The sequence below is a fragment of the Micromonospora sp. CPCC 206171 genome, from assembly GCF_036906755.1.
Lineage (GTDB): Bacteria > Actinomycetota > Actinomycetes > Mycobacteriales > Micromonosporaceae > Micromonospora > Micromonospora purpureochromogenes.
In genome coordinates, this window is record NZ_JBAKHT010000007.1 from 106,252 (window position 1) to 124,773 (window position 18,522).

Genomic DNA, 18,522 nt, shown 5'->3' on the forward strand with positions numbered 1-18,522 from the left:
TGCTGCGGGACGGGTACGACGATCCGGTGGGATCAGGCCTCGGTCAGGACCTTGTCGAGCAGCGTCTCCGCCTCGTCCTTGGTGCTCTTCTCGGCCAGCGCGACCTCGCCGACGAGAATGTCGCGGGCCTTGGCGAGCATGCGCTTCTCGCCCGCGGACAGGCCCCGCTCCCGCTCCCGGCGCCACAGGTCGCGGACGACCTCGGCGACCTTCAGCGGGTTGCCGGAGGCCAGCTTCTCCAGATTCGCCTTGTAACGCCGCGACCAGTTGGTCGGCTCCTCGGTGTGCGGTGCACGGAGCACGTCGAAGACCTTGCCGAGGCCCTCTTCGCCGACCACCTCGCGCACGCCCACGATCTCGGCGTTCTCAGCGGGCACCCGGACCGTCAGGTCACCCTGCGCGACCCTCAGGACGAGGTATTCCCTGGGCTCGCCCTTGATGACCCGAGTCTCGATTGCCTCGATGAGTGCGGCCCCGTGGTGGGGGTAAACAACGGTCTCGCCGACACTGAAAACCATAGGTTCGAAACCCCTTTCGCTGTGTCTAGGGTAACACGCTCAGGCACCGATGTCTCACCGCTGTCCTGACCGTTGGCGCAGCTCAGGGGCCCTGTGAGAGGTATTTCTTCAGCTTGACAGGCAGTCAAACCGATGGTTCGAGCACGCTCCGTGACGAACGGATGACAACCCGGTACGGGTGATCGGAGCGTGGATTTCTCGGGCTACGCGCTTTTCCCATGGTAGCCCGGCAGCGCCCGGCCCGCCCAGGTCTGGCGGCAGGAGGGGCGGTGCGGGACGCTGGAGGGGTACCGCTGTCCGCTCACGAGCCACTTTCCCGGGGGTCCGATGGGCATGCCTGACGCAGAGGGCCACGGCCCGTCCGACGGGCTGCCCGACCTGCCACCGGAGTGGGGTCGGGTGGTCGTACCGGACGACGCGTCGGCGCTGGCCGAGGAGGCCGAGCAGCTCCGTCGCGAGCTGCGGCGCCAGGCCGCCGGCGCGCGCCGGCGGGGGCGGTTTGGCCTGACCCCGCGCGCTGACGGTCGGCCACCCCTCGCCCTGCCCGCGCTGATCCTGGTGGTGGCCCTGCTCACCACCATCGGCGGCCTGCTCGCCGTCACCTGGCCCCGCTCGCCCCGAGGCACCGAGCGGCCGACCGTCCTGCCGTACCCGTCGGCCGCCTCGACCGGCACGCTGACCGGCCGGCCGCTGCCGGCGCTGGACCTGGTCGACGCCGGCCAGTCACCGGTGCCGCTGCGGCGGCTGCTGCCCGCGATGATCATCCTGGTGGACGCCTGCGCCTGCGCCGAACAGGTCGCCGCCGCGGCGGCCGCCGCACCCGCCGGCGTCTCGGTGGTCACCGTCACCGGCGACCGTACGGTCGGCCCCGACCCCGTTCCCGGCGGCCCGGTACGCGCCCTCGCCGACCCGGCCGGCGGAGTACGGGCGGCGCTGCACCTCGACCCCCGCCCCGGCATCGCCACCGCGCTGCTGGTCGACCGCTCCGGCACGGTACAGCGGGTGATCCCCGACCTGGCCATCGCCGGCGACTACCGGGCCGACCTGAGCAGTCTGGTCCGCTGACCCCGACCCGGCGGTCGGCCACCCGGGGCGGCAGGTCGTGCGGCAGCGCCGAGCGGCCCGGCTCAGGGCAGGGCGACCAGTTGCGCGGCCACCTCGACCGGCCTGGGACCGACGGCGGACAGTTCGATCCGGGTCGGCGCCAACTGCTCGGGCATGAGGAACTCCGGCTCCATCGGGTGGGGCAGGTCGAGCTCACCCAGCACACCGTCGCAGGTCGACTGGGCGGTGTTCATGGTCGGACCCTGGATGATCGAGACCAGCAGCTCACCCGGGCCGGTGCAGCGGTACTGCAGCAGGTGCCGCGCCCCGTCGGCCAACGACTCCCGGCGTACCGGTTCCTGACCCGGGATCAACGTCAGGTGCTCCCGCCACAGGGTGTCGGTGAACCGGGGCAGCGCCAGGTCGCTCCCCTCGCCCGGCAGCTCGGTCGCCTCGATGACGCGGCCGCTCCTGTCGAGCCGGACCCGGACCGCCGCGTCGGGGTGCGCGGCCAGCGCCTCGTTGAGGGTCTGCGGCGAACGGGACGGAACGACACCGCGCGGTGGCGCGCTCGCGCTGACCGCCACCGTGCGCGGGCCGATGGCCGGAGCCTCGGCCCACCACCACCAGCCGCCCGCCGTCACGGCGAGCAGGGCCGCCGCCGCCAGCAGGCCGCCGCGCAGCCGGTCGTCCAGCCGGTCATCCATCCGGCGAGCGTAACGAGCCGCCGCTGAACCCGCCGGCCGCCGGGGCTTCGGGAAGTCGGGGCGCGCGGCGCGCCGGAAGGACCGGCGGCGGGGCGGTTCAGGAACGCCGTTCCAACAGGGCGGCGTAGAGGGTGAGCCCGGGCCCGAAGGCCAGCATCACGATCCGCCGGGGCGACACGGGCGCCCGCACCAACCGGTCCAGGATCAGCAGCACCGTCGGGGACGAACAGTTGCCGTGCTCGTCCAGCGTCGCCCGGGAGGCGGCGAGGGCCTCCGGCGGCAGGGCCAGCTCGCGTTCCACCACGTTCAGGATGCGCGGGCCGCCCGGGTGCACCGCCCAGCCGTCCACCTCGGCGAGGCCCGTGCCGTGCCGGGCCAGCAGGTCGTCCACCAGCCCACGAACGTGCGTGGAGAGCACCTGCGGGACCTTCGGCGACAGGCCCATCCGGAAACCGGTGTCGGTGACGTCCCAGGTCATGTGGTCGGCGGTCGAGGTGTCGGTCACCGAGGTGACCTCGCGCACCGCGTATCCGGCGGGCGATCCGGGGCCGACCGCGCCGGGGACGACCACCGCGGCGACCGCGGCGTCGGAGAAGAGCGCGTGCGAGACGATCTGCTGGGTGTCCATCCGCGCGCTGGCCGGCTGGATGTGCAGGCTGGTCAGCTCGGCGCAGAGCAGCAGCGCCGGACGCCCCCGCGCGGTGACGAAGTCGGCCGCCGCGCCGAGCCCGGGCAGCGCGGCGTAGCAGCCCATGTGCCCGACGAACATCCGCTGCGTGTCAGGGGCCATGCCCAGGTCCCGGGCGAGCAGGATGTCCAGCCCCGGCGTGGCGTACCCGGTGCAGGAGCAGACCACGAAGAGCCCGACGTCGCCGGCCGCGAGACCGGCCGACGTCAACGCCCGGCCCACCGCCTCCTTGCCCAGCGGCAGCGCCTCGACCTGGTAGCGACGCATCCGGCGCTCGGTCGGCCACTCGGAGACGTCCTCCAGCAGCGGGTTGACCGCCGCCTGCCGGCGGGTCACGCCGGAGTTGGCGAAGATCCGCTGCGCCAGCGCCCGGGTGGTGCCGGAGAAGTGCCGGGAGAAGAAGCCCTCCCAGAGTTCGTCCTGCGTGGCGCCCGGCGGCTGCGCCGTACCGAGTCCCGCGATCACGGGTACGGCCATGTCCCCCACCTCTCGTCCACGACTGCACGCCCGGCGACCGCCCCCGCCCCAGGAACGACCACCCCCACCGAACTCCGCACCCTCACCAACGAGGGGTCGATCCGTCGCGATCCGGGTCCCCGCCCAACACCGCGATGCCGAGCCAGTCCGCGCAGACGTCCGAGGTCGCGGGGTGCAGCGACCCGCAGCGGGCGTCCCGGTAGAGCCGCTCCAGCGGGTGGCCCCGTCGGGTCGCCGACGTGCCGGCCGCCTCCAGCACGGACGCCGCCACGTCGGCCGCGGTCGTGCCGGCGAGCAGCTTGGCCCGCCAGACCCAACGGTTGGTCTCGGCGTCACCGGGGGCCTCGTCGACCCGGCGGGCCGCCTCTCCCACCACCTGCTGCGCCGCCGCCACCGCCGCGTCGGCCCGACCCAACCTGGCCCGTACCGCCGGCAGGCCGGCCAGGTCGCGGGCGTTCAGGTGCTCGACCGCCGCGTCCACCGCCGCCCGGGCGACCCCGACGTAGACGGCGGCGTAGCTGGCCACCAGCCAGTGCGGCATCAGCTGGGCCACCACCAGCGCCAACCCCTCCACCCCGCCGAGCAGCCGGTCCGCCGGAACGGTGACGTCCAGGTGCAGGTCGTGCGAGGAAGTGGCCCGCATGCCGAGCGAGTCCCAGGTCGGCTCCACGGTCAGCCCCGCGCCGGCCGGCACCAGGAACTGGGAGACCACCGACTGGTCGGCGGCGCTGCGCGCGGCCACCAGATAGCCGTCCGGGTGCCCGGCGCCGGAGCAGAAGGTCTTGCTGCCCTTGAGGTGCCAGCCGCCGTCGACCGGCTCGTAGACCGTGCTGAGCTGGGACAGCCGCGCGCCCGCGCCGCGTTCGCTCATCGCGACCGCGTACCAGGCGCCCTCGGCCGCCGCGCGGAGCAGCCGGTCCCGGGCGGCCAGCGCCTCGTCGGGTACGCCCAGCGCCTCGGCCAGTTCCTCGGTGACCGCGCCCAGCGCGCCGGTGACCGAGGCGTGCATGTTGAACACCAGCGCCGTCGCGCCGTTGCCCCGGGCCAGCTCGGTGGCGACGGCCGCGTACTCGGCGAAGGTGGCGCCCGCGCCCCCCAGCTCGCGGGGCACCATCAGCCCGAAGAGCCCGGCCTCGCGCAGGTCGGCGAAGTCGTCCACGGGGAACGAGCCGTCCCGGTCGTGCCGTGCCGCCCGCGCGGCGAACCGCGGCGCCAACCGGCGGGCCGCCTCCCGCGCGTTCACCGTCATGTCGCCCCCTCCTGCGTCCCTGTACCCCCCGGGTGGTCCGGTTACCCGTGCCGCACCCCGTGTCCCTGGTAGAGCACGGCCACCGACCGGGTCGGCTTGATCCGGGGCTGCCGTCCGTCGACCGTCCGGGAAGGACGGCCGCGGGCGCGGCGGACGAGCCAGGACAGCGTGTCGCGCAGGCTCGGCCGGATGCCCCGGATCCGCAGGTGGACGCCGTGCCGCGCGCACTCGGCCACCAGCTCCCGGGCGTCCACGAACAACCGTGGATCGTGGATGCCCCGGGGCACCGTCGGCAGCCGCTCCCCGATGCGTACCGCCACCAGCCGGGCCAGCGCGGTGTCGTTGAGGGTGTCCAGCACCAGCAGGCCGCCGGGGCGCAGCAGGCGGCACGCCTCGGCCACCACGCGCCGCCAGTCCGGTACGTGTTCCAGCAGCTCGCCGGCGGCCACCACGTCGGCACAGCCGTCGACCAGCGGCACCGCCGTGGCGTCGCCGTTGACCACCGTCACCCCGTGCGCGGCGGCCTGCGCCAGCGCCGACCGGGTCAGGTCGACCCCGACGTGCCGGTAGCCCTTGCCGGCCAGGTGCGGGGCGAGCAGCCCGGCGCCGCAGCCCAGGTCGACCAGCAGGGCGTCGGGCCGGGTGGCGGGCGGCACCAGGGCGGCCCGGGACCGGGCCAGCCAGTGCAGCATGGCGAACGCGCCGTCCGGTCGCCACCACTCGCCGGCCAGGTCGTCGTACTGGCGGGGGTCGTTGGGAGGCAGGACGCGGGGCGGAGTGGACCCGGGACCGTTCCGCATGGACCGAGCGTGGCACGACTCCCCGGTAACGACCAGACTTCTCTTATGTCGTCGACGGTGTTAGGGCTGGTCAGGGCGAGCCATCCGGAGCCGTCCGCGGCGGTCACCGCGGTCTCCGGTCTGCTCGCGTGGGGGGCCGGGCACCCCCCGACCGGCGTCGCCGCGGTCACCGCGACGGTGCTGGCCAGCCAACTCGCCGTCGGCTGGACCAACGACGCGCTGGACGCCGGGCGGGACGCCGCGGTGGGGCGTACCGACAAGCCGGTCGCCGCGGGCGCGGTGAGCCGGCGCACGGTGGCGGTGGGCGCGGTGCTCGCGGCCCTGGCGACCCCGCTGCTGGCGCTGACCACCAACCCGACCGCCGCGCTCTGGGTCACGATCGCCCTGGTCTCGGCGCTGCTCTACGACTGGCCGCTGAAGTCCAGCCCGGTCTCGGTGCTGCCGTACGCGGTCGCCTTCGGGGCGCTGCCCGCCTTCGTGGTGCTGGCCCTGCCCGGCGCGCCCGCGCCACCGGCGTGGCTGGTCGCCGCCGGGGCCTGCCTCGGCGCGGGGGCCCACTTCGCCAACGTCCTGCCGGACCTCGCCGACGACGCGCGCACCGGGGTGCGCGGGCTGCCGCACCGGTTCGGGCCGGCGGGCAGCCGGGTCGCCGCCGCCGCGCTGCTGCTGGCCGCGACGGTCGTCCTGGTCGTCGGACCGCCCGGGCCGCCGTCGTGGCTGGGCCTGTCGGCCGTGGCGGCCGCCGCCGTGGTGCCGCCGCTCGGCTGGTACGGCGGGCGCGCCGCGGGCGGGGCCGGCGGACGGCCGGTGACGGCCTTCCGGGCGGTGATGGTGGTGGCCCTGATCGATGTGGTGCTGCTGGTCGCGAGCGGTCGGGTGATCTGACCGGCACCCGGCCAGGTGGCAATACCGGGTCGCCGTGCGACCGTCGATCAGCCCCAACTACCCTGGAGCGCGGTCTGCGCGGGTATGACCACCCCGCGCCCGGGGTACGGCCGGGTGGGGATCGTGACGAGGAGGACCGACGTGACGCGCTCGATCAGGGGTTCCCGGCGGGCGGCCCTGCTGCTGTCCGGCATGGCGGCGGCGACCGCCCTGCTGGCGACGGGATGCGGGGCCGGTCAGGTGTCTGAGACCGCCAACAAGGAGCCGTCGATCCAGGGCATCAACGTCCAGACTCCGGACAACGCCTACAAGGTGCGCGGCCTCTACGTGGAGTACCCCGGCACCGAAGGCCTGCGCACCGGCGCGAACGCCGCGCTCAACACCGTGATCTACAACGACACGCGGGACCCGGTGACCGTGACCGTCACCACGGACAGCGCGCGCGAGGTCGTGGTCACCGGCAAGCCGGGCGCGACGCCCCTGCCGGAGGGTGTCGAGCCGTCGGTAAGCGCCGCGCCGTCCGAGAGCGCGTCGCACTCGGAGAGCCCGTCGCCCTCCGGGAGCGCGTCGCCGTCCGGCTCGGCCTCGGCCAGCCCGTCGGAGAGCGCGGCGGCCAGCCCCTCGGCCCCGGCCGGCCAGCCGGCCCGCTTCGAGATCCCGGCGCTGAGCTACGTGCAGCTCAACGTGCAGGGTGGCCGTTACCTCCAGCTCGTCGGGCTGACCGAGGCGCTGCGCGTCGGCCAGCAGGTCGAGCTGACCTTCGACTTCGGCAACGGCAGGACGATCCAGACCGGCGCTCCGATCGGCGTGCCGCTGACCCCGGCCGCCCCGCCCTCCCCGATCATCGAGCGGGAGGGCGGCCACGAGGGCGGTGGCGAGGAGGGCGGCTCCGGCCACGGCGGCTGATCCCCGCACGCAACTGTCGACACCGTCGGCGTGGTGACCACCACGCCGGCGGTGTTTTCGTCGTACCAGGGGGTTAGCGTCCTGTGGTGACCACCTCCCGATCGACCCCGGCACGGGGTGGCGCGGCCTCCGGCGCCTCCCGCGGCCGGGCCGCCCGCGAGCCCCGCCCGGCCTACGAGTGCGACGCCTGCGGGCACCAGCCGCCCAAGTGGGTGGGGCGCTGCCCCGAGTGCGGCGAGTGGGGCTCGGTGGTCGAGTGCACGGTGACCGGGCCGATGGTCTCCGGCCGGGTGGTCAGTTCCCGGCTGCCGGCCGAGCCGGCCCGGCCGATCGCCACGATCAGCGCCGCTCCCGCCCGGGCCCGGCCCACCGGGGTCAGCGAGCTCGACCGCGTCCTCGGCGGCGGCCTCGTGCCCGGCGCGGTGGTGCTGCTCGCCGGCGAGCCCGGGGTCGGCAAGTCGACCCTGCTGCTCGACGTGGCCCAGCAGTGGGCCACCGGCGCGGGCAGCCCCTCCCTGGTGGTCAGCGGCGAGGAGTCGGTCAGCCAGGTCCGGCTGCGCGCCGAGCGGATGGGCACCCTGCACGACCAGCTCTACCTGGCCGCCGAGAGCGACCTGAGCGCGGTGCTCGGCCACCTCGACGCGGTGAAGCCGGGGCTGCTGGTGCTCGACTCGGTGCAGACCATCTCCACCACCGGCACCGAGGGGGTGCCGGGCGGGGTCACCCAGGTCCGGGCCGTCACCGCCGCCCTGGTCGCCGTCGCCAAGGAGCGCGGGATCGCCACCGTGCTGGTCGGCCACGTCACCAAGGACGGCCAGGTCGCCGGTCCCCGGGTGCTGGAGCACCTGGTCGACGTGGTGCTGCACTTCGAGGGCGACAAGCACTCGTCGCTGCGGATGGTCCGGGGCGTCAAGAACCGGTTCGGCGCCGCCGACGAGGTCGGCTGCTTCGAGATGCACGAGGGGGGCATCAGCAGCCTCGCCGACCCGTCCGGGCTCTTCCTGACCCGCTACTCCGAGCCGGTGCCCGGCACCTGTGTGACGGTCGCGATGGAGGGGCGACGGGCCCTGGTCACCGAGGTGCAGGCGCTGATCGGCGCGACGGTGGCCGGCTCGCCGAGGCGGACGGTCTCCGGGCTGGACTCCGCCCGGCTGGCGATGGTGCTGGCCGTACTCCAGCGCCGCACCGAGCGGCTGACGCTGCACGACCGGGAGGTGTTCGCCGCCACCGTCGGCGGCATCCGGGTGGTGGAGCCGGCGGCCGATCTGGCCGTCGCCCTGGCCGTCGCGTCCGGCGGGCTGAACCTGGCCATCGCGCCCAACCTGGTGGCGATCGGCGAGGTCGGCCTGACCGGCGAGGTGCGCCGGGTGGGCGCGGTCCCCCGCCGGCTGGCTGAGGCGGCCCGGCTCGGCTTCCGGGTGGCGCTGGTGCCGCAGGGCTGCGGGCCCGGTAGCACCGGGGCTGGTCCGGAGAACATGCGCGTGATGGAGGTCACGGATGTGCGCTCGGCGCTACAGTGTGTCGCCCGCGCATCCGCCGAATGACCGACGGTGGCGGCCGGGCCGGACCGCGGGGGCCATACCGGACAGCCCCGGCACACCCGCCGGCACTCCAGGGATCTGACGCCGTGACACATCACAGTAACCACGACAGCACCCACCGCACGGCAGTCCGTAGACTGTGCGCGTGCCGATCGACCGCGATACCACCAAGCCTGCCGGCGCGACGCCCCACGCCCGCACCGGTGCCGTGGGCTCGCCCGCCCGCCCGATCAGCGTGAGCGTGACCGGGGGCGCCGGGAGCGCCGGCGATCCGCTGCGGGCCAACCTCGCCCTGATGGCGCCCGGCACCGCGCTGCGCGACGGCCTCGAGCGGATCCTGCGGGGCCGCACCGGCGCCCTGATCGTGCTCGGCTACGACAAGGTGGTCGACCAGATCTGCACCGGCGGATTCCCGATGGACGTCGAGTTCTCGGCCACCCGGGTCCGCGAGCTGTGCAAGATGGACGGCGCCGTGGTGCTCTCCAGCGACGGCACCCGGATCGTCCAGGCGGGCGTGCACCTGATGCCCGACCCGTCCATCCCGACCGAGGAGTCCGGCACCCGGCACCGCACCGCGGAGCGGGTCGCCCGACAGACCGGCTATCCGGTCATCTCGGTCAGCCAGTCCATGCGGATCATCAGCCTCTACGTCAGCGGCCAGCGGCACGTCCTGGACGACTCGGCGGCCATCCTGTCCCGGGCCAACCAGGCGCTGGCCACCCTGGAGCGCTACAAGCTCCGCCTGGACGAGGTCTCCGGCACCCTCTCCGCGCTGGAGATCGAGGACCTGGTCACCGTCCGCGACGCGGTCGCGGTGGTGCAGCGGCTGGAGATGGTCCGCCGGATCGCCGACGAGATCGCCGGGTACGTGGTGGAGCTGGGCACCGACGGCCGGCTGCTCGCCCTCCAGCTCGACGAGCTGATGGCCGGCGTGGACGCCGACCGCACCCTGGTCATCCGCGACTACCTGCCCACCGGCCGCAAGTCGCGCACCCTCGACGAGGCGCTGGTCGAGCTGGACCTGCTCGGTGCCACCGAGCTGATCGACCTGGTCTCGGTGGCCAAGGCGATCGGCTACCCGGCCGCCTCCGACGCCCTCGACGCGGCGGTCAGCCCGCGCGGGTTCCGGCTGCTGGCCAAGGTGCCCCGGCTGCCGGTGGCGATCGTCGACCGGCTGGTCGTGCACTTCGGCAGCCTCCAGCGGCTCCTCGGCGCCACCGTGGAGGACCTCCAGGCCGTCGACGGGGTCGGGGACGCCCGGGCCCGGGGCGTACGGGAGGGGCTGTCCCGGCTCGCCGAGGCGTCCATCCTGGAGCGGTACGTCTGACCGGTCCGGTCAGCCGGTGATGACCAGCTTCACGGGCTCGCTGAGCTTCGTGCCGACCCGGGCGAAGACCTGGTACGTCCCGGCGGGCGGGGTCGGCCCGGCGGCGACGCCGCCGGCGCACCGGCTGACGTCCTTGCCGTTCCAGGTCAGCTGGTAGGAGCGCTCGAAGCCCGGGGTGAACGACTGCACGTCCGAGCCCTTGCCGGTGCCGCAGGTGTCCGACGACCAGACCTTCTCCGCGCCCCGCTTGACGTAGAGCTCCTGGAGGTCGGCCCCGACGTCCCGGCTGCAGGTCCGCTCGGCGGTGTTCTTGACCCGCAGCGTCAGGTCGACCAGGGCGCCCCGGCGCACCTCGGACGGGAGCGCCTGCGACGTCACGCTGAGTTCGGCGTCCGTGCAGGTGCCGTCGTCGACCACGGCCGGACCGGCGGGCACGACGGGCGGCGCGGCCGCCGACGTGGTGGTCGTACCCGGATCGCCGGCCGGACCACCCCCGGAGTCCGGCGCGTCCGGCGTGCCCGTCGGTACGGCGGACCCGGACGCCGAACCGGTCGGTGCCGGATCGGCGGCCGGCGACGTCGGGGTCGACCTCGCCTGCGGTGTCGTGGCCGTGTCCCCCGACTGGTTGCAGGAATAGAGCAGGACAATCAGGAAGAGAAGCCCTGCTCCGAGCACGACGGCTCGACGCCGCCAGTACACGGCGGATGGCAAGGGACCGACCGTCAGACGCATGATGCCCCCACCGTAGCGGCGCACCGCGCTCCGACCCGTCGCGACGCGCCGGACACCGCCGCGATCACCGCCGCCACCCTCCACTCACGACAGCCGGCGGCGGCCGGTCACAGGTAGACCTTGCGCTGATAGACGGCGTGCGCGCCGGCGACCCGATCGAGGAAGAGCAGTCCCGAGCAGTGGTCGATCTCGTGTTGCAGCGCGCGCGCCTCGAAGCCGTCGGTGACCAGCCGCACCGGCTTGCCGGTGCCGGGCAGGTCGCCCTCCACCACCAGCCGGCTGGCCCGCTTCACGTCCCCGGTCAGGTCCGGCACCGACATGCAGCCCTCCCGCCCCGGCTTCCACCGGGTCGCCTCGACCACCCGCGCGTTGCAGAGCACGAAGGTGCCGTGCACGGTGACCGCCTTCGGGTGACCCGTGACGTCCACGGCGAACACCTGCGCGCCCACGCCGACCTGCGGGGCGGCCAGCCCCACGCAGCCCGGCGAGACCCGCATGGTGGCGATCAGGTCGGCGGCCAGCTGGACGGTCTCCACCGCGGTGGGGTCGACCGCGCCACCGGGCCGGCTCAGCACCGGGTGCGGGGCGGCGACCACCTGACGTACCTCGCCGGGCAGGGCCAGCGACTCCGGAGTCCAGTCGCCGAGGCCGGCGTACTCCTCCTCGCTCACAGCAGGTCCGGGTCGGCCGGCCGCAGGGACACCTCGACGCCCAGCTCGGCGGCGGTGGCCGCGAGGCGTCCGGCCAGCTCGTCCGCGCTGCCCGGCGGCAAGTCCACCTCGGCCACCACCACGTAGAGGGAACCGGCGAGCCGGGTGCTCAGGTCGGTCACGTTGCCGCCGGCGTCGGCGAGCACCCGGGTCATCGCCGCCACGATGCCCATCCGGTCCGCGCCGTGCACCGCCATCACGTACGGCTCGCCGGCCCGCGTCGCCACCCCGTCGGGCGTGACCGCGCGTACCGTGGCGAGCAGCTGGCCGTCGGCGGCGAGCGGGGCCAGGGCGGCCTCCACCTCGGCGGCGGCCGGGCCGACGCAGATCAGGGTCATCGCGAAGTGACCGCGCAGCCGGGTCATGGTGGAGTCGGTGAGGTTCGCGCCGAGCCGGGCGAGCACCTCGGCGACGTCGGCCACGATGCCCGGCCGGTCCCGGCCGATGACGGTGATCGCGAGCTCGTTCATCCGGGCATTCTGCACGATCCGCGCCGGCGGGCCGCGTCGCCCCGCCCGGGTCGCCCATCCAGCGGGACCGACCCGCGTGACATCATCGGCGACGCGATGACTGAACCGACTTTCGCCACCCTGGTCAGCCGGTGGTACGAGGAGAACGCCCGCGACCTGCCCTGGCGCGAGCCCGGGGTCGGGGCCTGGGCGATCCTGGTCAGCGAGGTGATGCTCCAGCAGACCCCGGTGGTCCGGGTGCTGCCCGCCTGGCGGGCCTGGCTGGACCGCTGGCCCGACCCGGCCGCGCTGGCCGCCGACACGCCGGCCGAGGCGATCCGGATGTGGGGCCGGCTCGGCTACCCCCGTCGGGCGGTACGGCTGCGCGACTGCGCGGTGGCGATCGTGGAACGGCACGGCGGCGCGGTGCCCGACAAGCTGGACCAGCTGCTGGCGCTGCCCGGCGTCGGCACGTACACGGCGCGGGCGGTGGCGGCCTTCGCGTACGGGCAGCGGCACCCGGTGGTGGACACCAACGTCCGGCGGGTGGTGTCCCGGGCGGTGGCCGGCGAGCCGGACGCCGGACCGGCCACCCGACCGGCCGACCTGGTCGCCTGCGAGGAGTTGCTGCCGCTCGAACCGGCCGCCGCCGCGCTGGCCAGTGCGGCGTTCATGGAACTCGGCGCGGTGGTGTGCACGGCCCGCTCGCCGCGCTGCCCAGCCTGCCCGGTCGAGTCGGTCTGCGCGTGGCGGGCCTCCGGCCAGGAGGCGCCCGCCGGCCCGACCCGACGCCCCCAGCGGTACGCCGGCACCGACCGGCAGGTGCGCGGACTGCTGCTCGGAGTGCTCCGGGAGGCCACCGGCCCGGTCCCGCACCGGCGCCTCGACCAGGTCTGGAGCGACGACGTGCAGCGGGCGCGGGCGCTGGCCGGGCTGGTCACCGACGGGCTGGTGGAACCGGTCGGCGAGGCCGCCTTCCGCCTGGTCGGCGACGGCCCCGCCACCCCCATCCCCCTCCCCTGAACCCGCCCGGACCTCAGACCCCTGCCCGGGCCTGGGCCGGGCCGGGTGACCGACTCCGGTAGCGGCGTGTCGCGGTGTCGACTGCCGACCAGGGGCCGGGGGCCGGAAGGCGGGGGCCGGGAGGTGGGGGCCGGGAGGTGGGGCAACGGAGAGTAGTGCAATCCCCCACTTGTCACAGCGAGCGATATACCTCTGAGGCATATTTATGCCTCAGAGGTATATCGCTCGATCGTCATATGCCATGGGCGGGGCGGACACACCCGAGCCGGCCAGCACTGACCAGCCGGAGTCACGGGTCGAGCATTGATGGTCCCGAACGAGTTCACGGGAGGCGACCGAGGCCACGCCCCGACACGCCGAGCGTGCGGGCATGCGGAAAGGCGGCGGCCCCGGATGGCTCTCGCCGTCCGGGGCCGCCGCCCTCGTGCTGTCGGTCCTTACTCGTCCGCCCCCGCGGTGGCCGCGCCACCGAGGTCGGCCGGAACGGCGTCCGGCACCTCGGCCGGCCGGTCCGAACCGCGGAAGACCAGCTTGGACTTGTCGATGTTGTCCGGGTCGCCCTCGCAGTCCACCACCACGATCTGACCCGGGGTCAGCTCGTTGAAGAGGATCCGCTCCGAGAGGTTGTCCTCGATGTCGCGCTGGATCGTGCGACGCAGCGGACGGGCGCCCAGCACCGGGTCGAAGCCCTTCTTCGCCAGGTACTTCTTGGCGTTGTCGGTCAGCTCCAGGCCCATGTCCTTGTTGCGCAGCTGCGTCTCGATCCGGGCGATCATGATGTCCACGATCGAGAGGATCTCGCTCTGCCGCAGCTGGTGGAAGACGATGGTGTCGTCGATCCGGTTCAGGAACTCAGGCCGGAAGTGCTGCTTGAGCTCGTCGTTGACCTTCTGCTTCATCCGGTCGTAGTTCGACTCGGCATCCTCAGAGGCCTGGAAGCCCAGCGACACCGCCTTGGCAACGTCACGGGTACCGAGGTTGGTGGTCAGGATGATGACCGTGTTCTTGAAGTCCACGATCCGACCCTGACCGTCGGTGAGCCGACCGTCCTCCAGGATCTGGAGCAGCGTGTTGAACACGTCCGGGTGGGCCTTCTCGATCTCGTCGAAGAGGACCACCGAGAACGGCCGACGCCGCACCTTCTCGGTCAGCTGACCACCCTCGTCGTACCCGACGTAGCCGGGAGGGGCACCCACCAGCCGGGAGACCGTGTAGCGGTCGTGGAACTCGGACATGTCCAGCTGGATGAGGGCGTCCTCGCTGCCGAACAGGAACTCGGCCAGCGCCTTGGAGAGCTCGGTCTTACCCACGCCGGACGGGCCGGCGAAGATGAACGAGCCGGACGGACGCTTCGGGTCCTTCAGGCCGGCCCGGGTACGCCGGATCGCCTTCGAGACCGCCTTGACCGCGTCCTCCTGGCCGATGACGCGCTTGTGCAGCTCGTCCTCCATGCGCAGCAGGCGCGAGGTCTCCTCCTCGGTCAGCTTGTAGACCGGGATACCGGTCCAGTTGCCGAGCACCTCGGCGATCTGCTCGTCGTCCACCTCGCTGACGACGTCCAGGTCACCGGCCTTCCACTCCTTCTCCCGCTGCGCCTTCTGACCGAGGAGCTGCTTCTCCTTGTCACGCAGCTGGGCGGCGCGCTCGAAGTCCTGCGCGTCGATCGCGGACTCCTTGTCGCGGCGCACCTGGGCGATGCGCTCGTCGAAGTCGCGCAGGTCTGGCGGCGCGGTCATCCGACGGATCCGCATCCGGGCACCGGCCTCGTCGATCAGGTCGATCGCCTTGTCCGGCAGGAAGCGGTCCGAGATGTACCTATCGGCCAGGGTCGCGGCGGCCACCAGGGCTGCGTCGGTGATGCTCACCCGGTGGTGCGCCTCGTACCGGTCCCGCAGGCCCTTGAGGATCTCGATGGTGTGGGCCAGCGACGGCTCACCCACCTGGATCGGCTGGAAGCGGCGCTCGAGAGCGGCGTCCTTCTCCAGGTGCTTGCGGTACTCGTCGAGAGTGGTCGCGCCGATGGTCTGCAGCTCGCCACGGGCCAGCATCGGCTTGAGGATGCTCGCCGCGTCGATCGCGCCCTCGGCGGCACCCGCACCCACCAGGGTGTGGATCTCGTCGATGAACAGGATGATGTCGCCGCGGGTGCGGATCTCCTTGAGCACCTTCTTGAGGCGCTCCTCGAAGTCACCGCGGTAGCGGGAACCGGCGACCAGAGCGCCGAGGTCCAGCGTGTAGAGCTGCTTGTCCTTGAGCGTCTCGGGCACCTCGCCCTTGATGATCTTCTGGGACAGCCCCTCCACCACGGCGGTCTTGCCGACGCCGGGCTCACCGATCAGGACCGGGTTGTTCTTGGTACGGCGGGAGAGCACCTGCATGACCCGCTCGATTTCCTTCTCGCGCCCGATCACCGGGTCGAGCTTGCCCTCGCGGGCGGCCTGGGTCAGGTTGCGGCCGAACTGGTCCAGCACGAGGCTGGTCGACGGCGCGGCCTCACCCGGCGCGGCGCCCGCCGCGGCCGGCTCCTTGCCCTGGTAGCCGGAGAGCAGCTGGATCACCTGCTGGCGGACCCGGTTGAGGTCCGCGCCGAGCTTGACCAGCACCTGGGCGGCGACGCCCTCACCCTCGCGGATCAGACCGAGCAGGATGTGCTCCGTGCCGATGTAGTTGTGGCCGAGCTGCAGCGCCTCGCGCAGCGACAGCTCCAGCACCTTCTTGGCCCGCGGCGTGAACGGGATGTGCCCGCTCGGCGCCTGCTGGCCCTGGCCGATGATCTCCTCGACCTGCTGGCGGACGCCCTCGAGGGAGATGCCGAGGCTCTCCAGGGCCTTTGCCGCGACGCCTTCACCTTCGTGGATCAGGCCCAGCAGGATGTGCTCCGTACCGATGTAGTTGTGGTTGAGCATCCGGGCCTCTTCTTGGGCCAGGACGACAACCCGTCGCGCTCGGTCGGTGAACCGCTCGAACATGCCCTCGTGCTCCTCACGTGCCGTGCGCCTTGATGTTCTAGATCTTGGCGGGGCCGGTGCGCGGACGTCCGGGACGGGCGTCCGTGCCTCCTTACTCTATCGCCGCCGACCGACTCCGCTGAGGTCGTGTGTCCCCGCGATGAGCCGTTCTGACGTCGTTTTGACCAACCATCCGCGCTCAGGAGGTGTTCCGGGACCCCGACCTGTACGCGCAGAGCGAAATTCGCCCCGGGTGCGGAAGCTCCCCGGCGGACCGGTGGCTCGTCCACAGGTTGTGGACAGATTCTCCACCGCCTGTGGACAACGCCGCCCCCGGCGGGAATCTTCCCGCCCGCCCGGCGCCCGCCCGGCACCGCCCGCCCGGCGCCGCACGAGGCGACTTCAGGCCGCCGAGCCCCTTCAGTCACAGCGACCACACCCGCCAGCGTCATCGCACCGTCCGGAGAAACGGCGACGCCGGCCCGGAGCGGTGCTCCGGCCCGGCGTCGTGTCGCCCCTGGCGCTGGTGTCAGTGACCCGCCTTGGAGTGGTACTCGTCGACGATCTCCTGCGGGATGCGGCCCCGGTCGGAGATCTCCTTGCCGGCCTTCTTGGCCCAGGCCCGGATCGCCCTGTTCTGCTCGCGGTCGGCCGTGGCGCCGCCCCGGCCCCGCGCCGCCCGGCCACCCACGACCACGCCGCCCCGACCGACCCGGGTGCCCGCCGCCACGTACGGCGCGAATACGTCGCGCAATTTCTCGGCGTTGGAGTTCGACAGGTCGATCTCGTACTGAACGCCGTCGAGGGCGAACTTGACGGTCTCGTCCGCGTCCCCGCCGTCCAGGTCATCGACCAGCTTGTGAATGATCTGCTTGGCCACGTCCCACATTCCTTTCGAGCAGGGTGCTCCTGCAATAGAAGCACAATAACCCGCGCGGCGCTCGACGCGTCAATAGGATGCGGTAACGAGCCGGAGAAGCTTCCCACTCACTCCGGGCGGACCAACGGGAAGAGGATGGTCTCCCGAATTCCGAGACCGGTCAGCGCCATCAGAAGCCGGTCGATTCCCATTCCCATACCGCCGGCCGGCGGCATTCCGTACTCCATCGCGCGCAGAAAGTCCTCGTCCAGCCGCATGGCCTCGTCGTCGCCGCGGGCGGCCAACTGCGCCTGGGCGACCAGCTTCTCCCGCTGCACCACCGGGTCCACCAGCTCGGAGTACGCGGTGCCCAGCTCGAAGCCGAGCACGTAGAGGTCCCACTTCTCGGCCAGCCCCGGCTCGCTGCGGTGCACCCGGGTCAGCGGGCTGGTCTCCTCCGGGTAGTCGCGCACGAAGGTGGGGGCCTGCAGGCCCGGCACGACCAACTCCTCGAACAGTTCCTCGGCCAGCTTGCCCGGACCCCACTTCGGGTCCACGGCGAGCCCGACCTTCTCGGCGTACTCGACCAGGCGGGACCGTTCGGTGCGGACCGTGACCTCCTCGCCGAGCGCCTCGGAAAGCACCCCGAACAGCGTCACCGAGCGCCACTCGCCGCCCAGGTCGAACTCGCGGCCGTCGGCGTGGGTCACCACGGTCGAGCCGCTGACCGCGATCGCCGCCTGCTGCACCAGATTGCGGGTCAGCTCGGCCATCGTGTCGTAGTCGCCGTACGCCTGGTAGGTCTCCAGCATCGCGAACTCCGGGGAGTGCGAAGAGTCGACGCCCTCATTACGGAAGTTGCGGTTGATCTCGAAGACCCGGTCGACGCCGCCGACCACGGCCCGCTTGAGAAACAGTTCCGGCGCGATTCGCAGATACAGATCGGTGTTCAACGCATTGCTGTGGGTCACGAATGGACGGGCCGCCGCCCCGCCGTGCAGCAACTGCAGCATCGGCGTCTCGACCTCGATGAATCCCTGCCCGTGCAGCGAATCACGCAGGCTGCGCACCGCCGTAGCCCGGGTACGCACCATCTGCCGCGCCTGCGGGCGGACGACCAGGTCGACGTAGCGCTGGCGGACCCGGGCCTCCTCGCTGAGCGGCTTGTGCGCCACCGGCAGCGGGCGCAGCGCCTTGGCGGTGACCGCCCACTCCTGGGCCAGCACGGACAGCTCGCCCCGGCGGCTGGTGATCACCTCACCGGTCACCCCGACGTGGTCACCGAGGTCGACCAGCCGCTTCCAGTCCTCCAGCCGCTCGGCGCCCACCCGGTCCAGGGAGAGCATGGCCTGGAGTTCGGTGCCGTCGCCGTCGCGCAGCGTCGCGAAGCAGAGCTTGCCGGTGTTCCGCACGAAGATCACCCGGCCGGTGACCGAGACCTGGTCGCCGGTGGCGGTGTCGGTGGGCAGCTCGCCGTACTTCGCGCGGACCTCGGCCAGCGTGCTGGTCCGGGGAAAACCGACCGGGTACGGCTCGATGCCCTCGGCGAGCATCCGGTCCCGCTTCTCCCGGCGGACCTTCATCTGCTCGGGAAGGTCGTCGGCGGGATCCACTGGCACGGCGTTCTGCTCGGTCACGGCACTGTCCTCAGAAAGGAGA

At 73.0% G+C, this 18,522-nt stretch carries 17 protein-coding genes; 6 read left to right on the top strand and 11 right to left on the bottom strand.

From position 1 onward, the window contains the following. Positions 1-32: 32 nt before the first annotated feature. Positions 33-518 carry a CarD family transcriptional regulator gene (locus V6U89_RS11310; RefSeq protein ID WP_013288937.1) on the bottom strand — a complete coding sequence of 162 codons (486 nt, stop codon included), beginning with the start codon at positions 516-518 and terminating at the stop codon, positions 33-35. A gap of 327 nt (positions 519-845) precedes the next feature. Between V6U89_RS11310 and V6U89_RS11315 the strand changes: the two genes are divergently transcribed. Further along, positions 846-1,583, top strand: a complete 738-nt coding sequence (locus V6U89_RS11315; protein ID WP_334570821.1) for a hypothetical protein — start codon at positions 846-848, stop codon at positions 1,581-1,583. Positions 1,584-1,645: 62 nt separating this feature from the next. On the opposite strand, the gene V6U89_RS11320 is transcribed toward V6U89_RS11315, so the two are convergent. From V6U89_RS11320 to V6U89_RS11335, 4 genes are all read right to left on the bottom strand, one after another. After that, positions 1,646-2,269 (bottom strand): hypothetical protein, encoded by a 624-nt coding sequence (locus V6U89_RS11320; protein ID WP_334570823.1) that lies wholly within the window; start codon positions 2,267-2,269, stop codon positions 1,646-1,648. A 97-nt stretch (positions 2,270-2,366) separates the two neighbouring features. Next, positions 2,367-3,434, bottom strand: a complete 1,068-nt coding sequence (locus V6U89_RS11325) for a type III polyketide synthase (protein WP_334570824.1) — start codon at positions 3,432-3,434, stop codon at positions 2,367-2,369. 82 nt (positions 3,435-3,516) lie between these two features. Continuing rightward, positions 3,517-4,683 carry an acyl-CoA dehydrogenase family protein gene (locus tag V6U89_RS11330; RefSeq protein WP_334570825.1) on the bottom strand — a complete coding sequence of 389 codons (1,167 nt, stop codon included), beginning with the start codon at positions 4,681-4,683 and terminating at the stop codon, positions 3,517-3,519. 41 nt (positions 4,684-4,724) lie between these two features. Further along, positions 4,725-5,483 carry a methyltransferase domain-containing protein gene (locus tag V6U89_RS11335; protein ID WP_334570826.1) on the bottom strand — a complete coding sequence of 253 codons (759 nt, stop codon included), beginning with the start codon at positions 5,481-5,483 and terminating at the stop codon, positions 4,725-4,727. 9 nt (positions 5,484-5,492) lie between these two features. On the opposite strand from V6U89_RS11335, the gene V6U89_RS11340 reads away from it, so the two are divergent. The 4 genes from V6U89_RS11340 to disA all read left to right on the top strand — a co-directional run bounded on the left by V6U89_RS11340 (position 5,493) and on the right by disA (position 10,142). Beyond that, entirely contained in the window at positions 5,493-6,368 is an 876-nt protein-coding gene (locus V6U89_RS11340; protein WP_442933907.1) for a UbiA family prenyltransferase, read from the top strand. Between the two features lie 141 nt (positions 6,369-6,509). Further along, entirely contained in the window at positions 6,510-7,274 is a 765-nt protein-coding gene (locus V6U89_RS11345; RefSeq protein ID WP_334570828.1) for a hypothetical protein, read from the top strand. Positions 7,275-7,360: 86 nt separating this feature from the next. Further along, a complete protein-coding gene (gene radA, locus V6U89_RS11350; RefSeq protein WP_334570831.1) occupies positions 7,361-8,818 on the top strand; it encodes a DNA repair protein RadA in 1,458 nt (485 codons plus the stop codon). Between the two features lie 142 nt (positions 8,819-8,960). Then, the gene (gene disA / locus V6U89_RS11355) at positions 8,961-10,142 is read left to right on the top strand and encodes a DNA integrity scanning diadenylate cyclase DisA (RefSeq protein WP_334570832.1); all 1,182 of its coding nucleotides are present in this window, start codon (positions 8,961-8,963) and stop codon (positions 10,140-10,142) included. Between the two features lie 9 nt (positions 10,143-10,151). On the opposite strand, the gene V6U89_RS11360 is transcribed toward disA, so the two are convergent. The 3 genes from V6U89_RS11360 to V6U89_RS11370 form a co-directional block, all read right to left on the bottom strand. Next, complete coding sequence (locus V6U89_RS11360) at positions 10,152-10,874, bottom strand: hypothetical protein (RefSeq protein WP_334570833.1); 723 nt, start codon at positions 10,872-10,874, stop codon at positions 10,152-10,154. A 107-nt stretch (positions 10,875-10,981) separates the two neighbouring features. After that, positions 10,982-11,545 (bottom strand): peptide deformylase, encoded by a 564-nt coding sequence (locus tag V6U89_RS11365; protein WP_334570835.1) that lies wholly within the window; start codon positions 11,543-11,545, stop codon positions 10,982-10,984. Beyond that, positions 11,542-12,054: a glycine cleavage system protein R gene (locus V6U89_RS11370; protein WP_334570838.1), complete on the bottom strand. Its 513-nt coding sequence runs from the start codon at positions 12,052-12,054 to the stop codon at positions 11,542-11,544. The genes V6U89_RS11365 and V6U89_RS11370 overlap by 4 nt, the downstream gene beginning before the upstream one ends. Positions 12,055-12,150: 96 nt before the next feature. Here V6U89_RS11370 and V6U89_RS11375 point away from each other — a divergent pair, with 96 nt between their 5' ends. Continuing rightward, on the top strand, positions 12,151-13,056 hold the full coding sequence (locus tag V6U89_RS11375; RefSeq protein ID WP_334570840.1) for an A/G-specific adenine glycosylase: 906 nt from the start codon (positions 12,151-12,153) through the stop codon (positions 13,054-13,056). 437 nt (positions 13,057-13,493) lie between these two features. On the opposite strand, the gene V6U89_RS11380 is transcribed toward V6U89_RS11375, so the two are convergent. The 3 genes from V6U89_RS11380 to lysS all read right to left on the bottom strand — a co-directional run bounded on the left by V6U89_RS11380 (position 13,494) and on the right by lysS (position 18,500). Beyond that, entirely contained in the window at positions 13,494-16,025 is a 2,532-nt protein-coding gene (locus tag V6U89_RS11380; RefSeq protein WP_334570841.1) for an ATP-dependent Clp protease ATP-binding subunit, read from the bottom strand. 508 nt (positions 16,026-16,533) lie between these two features. Further along, positions 16,534-16,884, bottom strand: coding sequence for a histone-like nucleoid-structuring protein Lsr2 (locus V6U89_RS11385; protein WP_334570842.1), 351 nt, complete (start codon positions 16,882-16,884; stop codon positions 16,534-16,536). Positions 16,885-16,991: 107 nt separating this feature from the next. Further along, entirely contained in the window at positions 16,992-18,500 is a 1,509-nt protein-coding gene (lysS, locus tag V6U89_RS11390) for a lysine--tRNA ligase (protein WP_334570843.1), read from the bottom strand. Positions 18,501-18,522 lie beyond the last annotated feature (22 nt).

What these genes read in the sequence shown, in the direction of transcription:
- V6U89_RS11320 (WP_334570823.1), bottom strand. Translation starts at nt 2,269, where the DNA reads ATGGATGACCGGCTGGACGACCGGCTGCGCGGCGGCCTGCTGGCGGCG.
- V6U89_RS11370 (WP_334570838.1), bottom strand. Translation starts at nt 12,054, where the DNA reads ATGAACGAGCTCGCGATCACCGTCATCGGCCGGGACCGGCCGGGCATC.
- V6U89_RS11315 (WP_334570821.1), top strand. Translation starts at nt 846, where the DNA reads ATGGGCATGCCTGACGCAGAGGGCCACGGCCCGTCCGACGGGCTGCCC.
- V6U89_RS11380 (WP_334570841.1), bottom strand. Translation starts at nt 16,025, where the DNA reads ATGTTCGAGCGGTTCACCGACCGAGCGCGACGGGTTGTCGTCCTGGCC.
- V6U89_RS11375 (WP_334570840.1), top strand. Translation starts at nt 12,151, where the DNA reads ATGACTGAACCGACTTTCGCCACCCTGGTCAGCCGGTGGTACGAGGAG.
- V6U89_RS11325 (WP_334570824.1), bottom strand. Translation starts at nt 3,434, where the DNA reads ATGGCCGTACCCGTGATCGCGGGACTCGGTACGGCGCAGCCGCCGGGC.
- V6U89_RS11330 (WP_334570825.1), bottom strand. Translation starts at nt 4,683, where the DNA reads ATGACGGTGAACGCGCGGGAGGCGGCCCGCCGGTTGGCGCCGCGGTTC.
- V6U89_RS11335 (WP_334570826.1), bottom strand. Translation starts at nt 5,483, where the DNA reads ATGCGGAACGGTCCCGGGTCCACTCCGCCCCGCGTCCTGCCTCCCAAC.
- V6U89_RS11310 (WP_013288937.1), bottom strand. Translation starts at nt 518, where the DNA reads ATGGTTTTCAGTGTCGGCGAGACCGTTGTTTACCCCCACCACGGGGCC.
- V6U89_RS11360 (WP_334570833.1), bottom strand. Translation starts at nt 10,874, where the DNA reads ATGCGTCTGACGGTCGGTCCCTTGCCATCCGCCGTGTACTGGCGGCGT.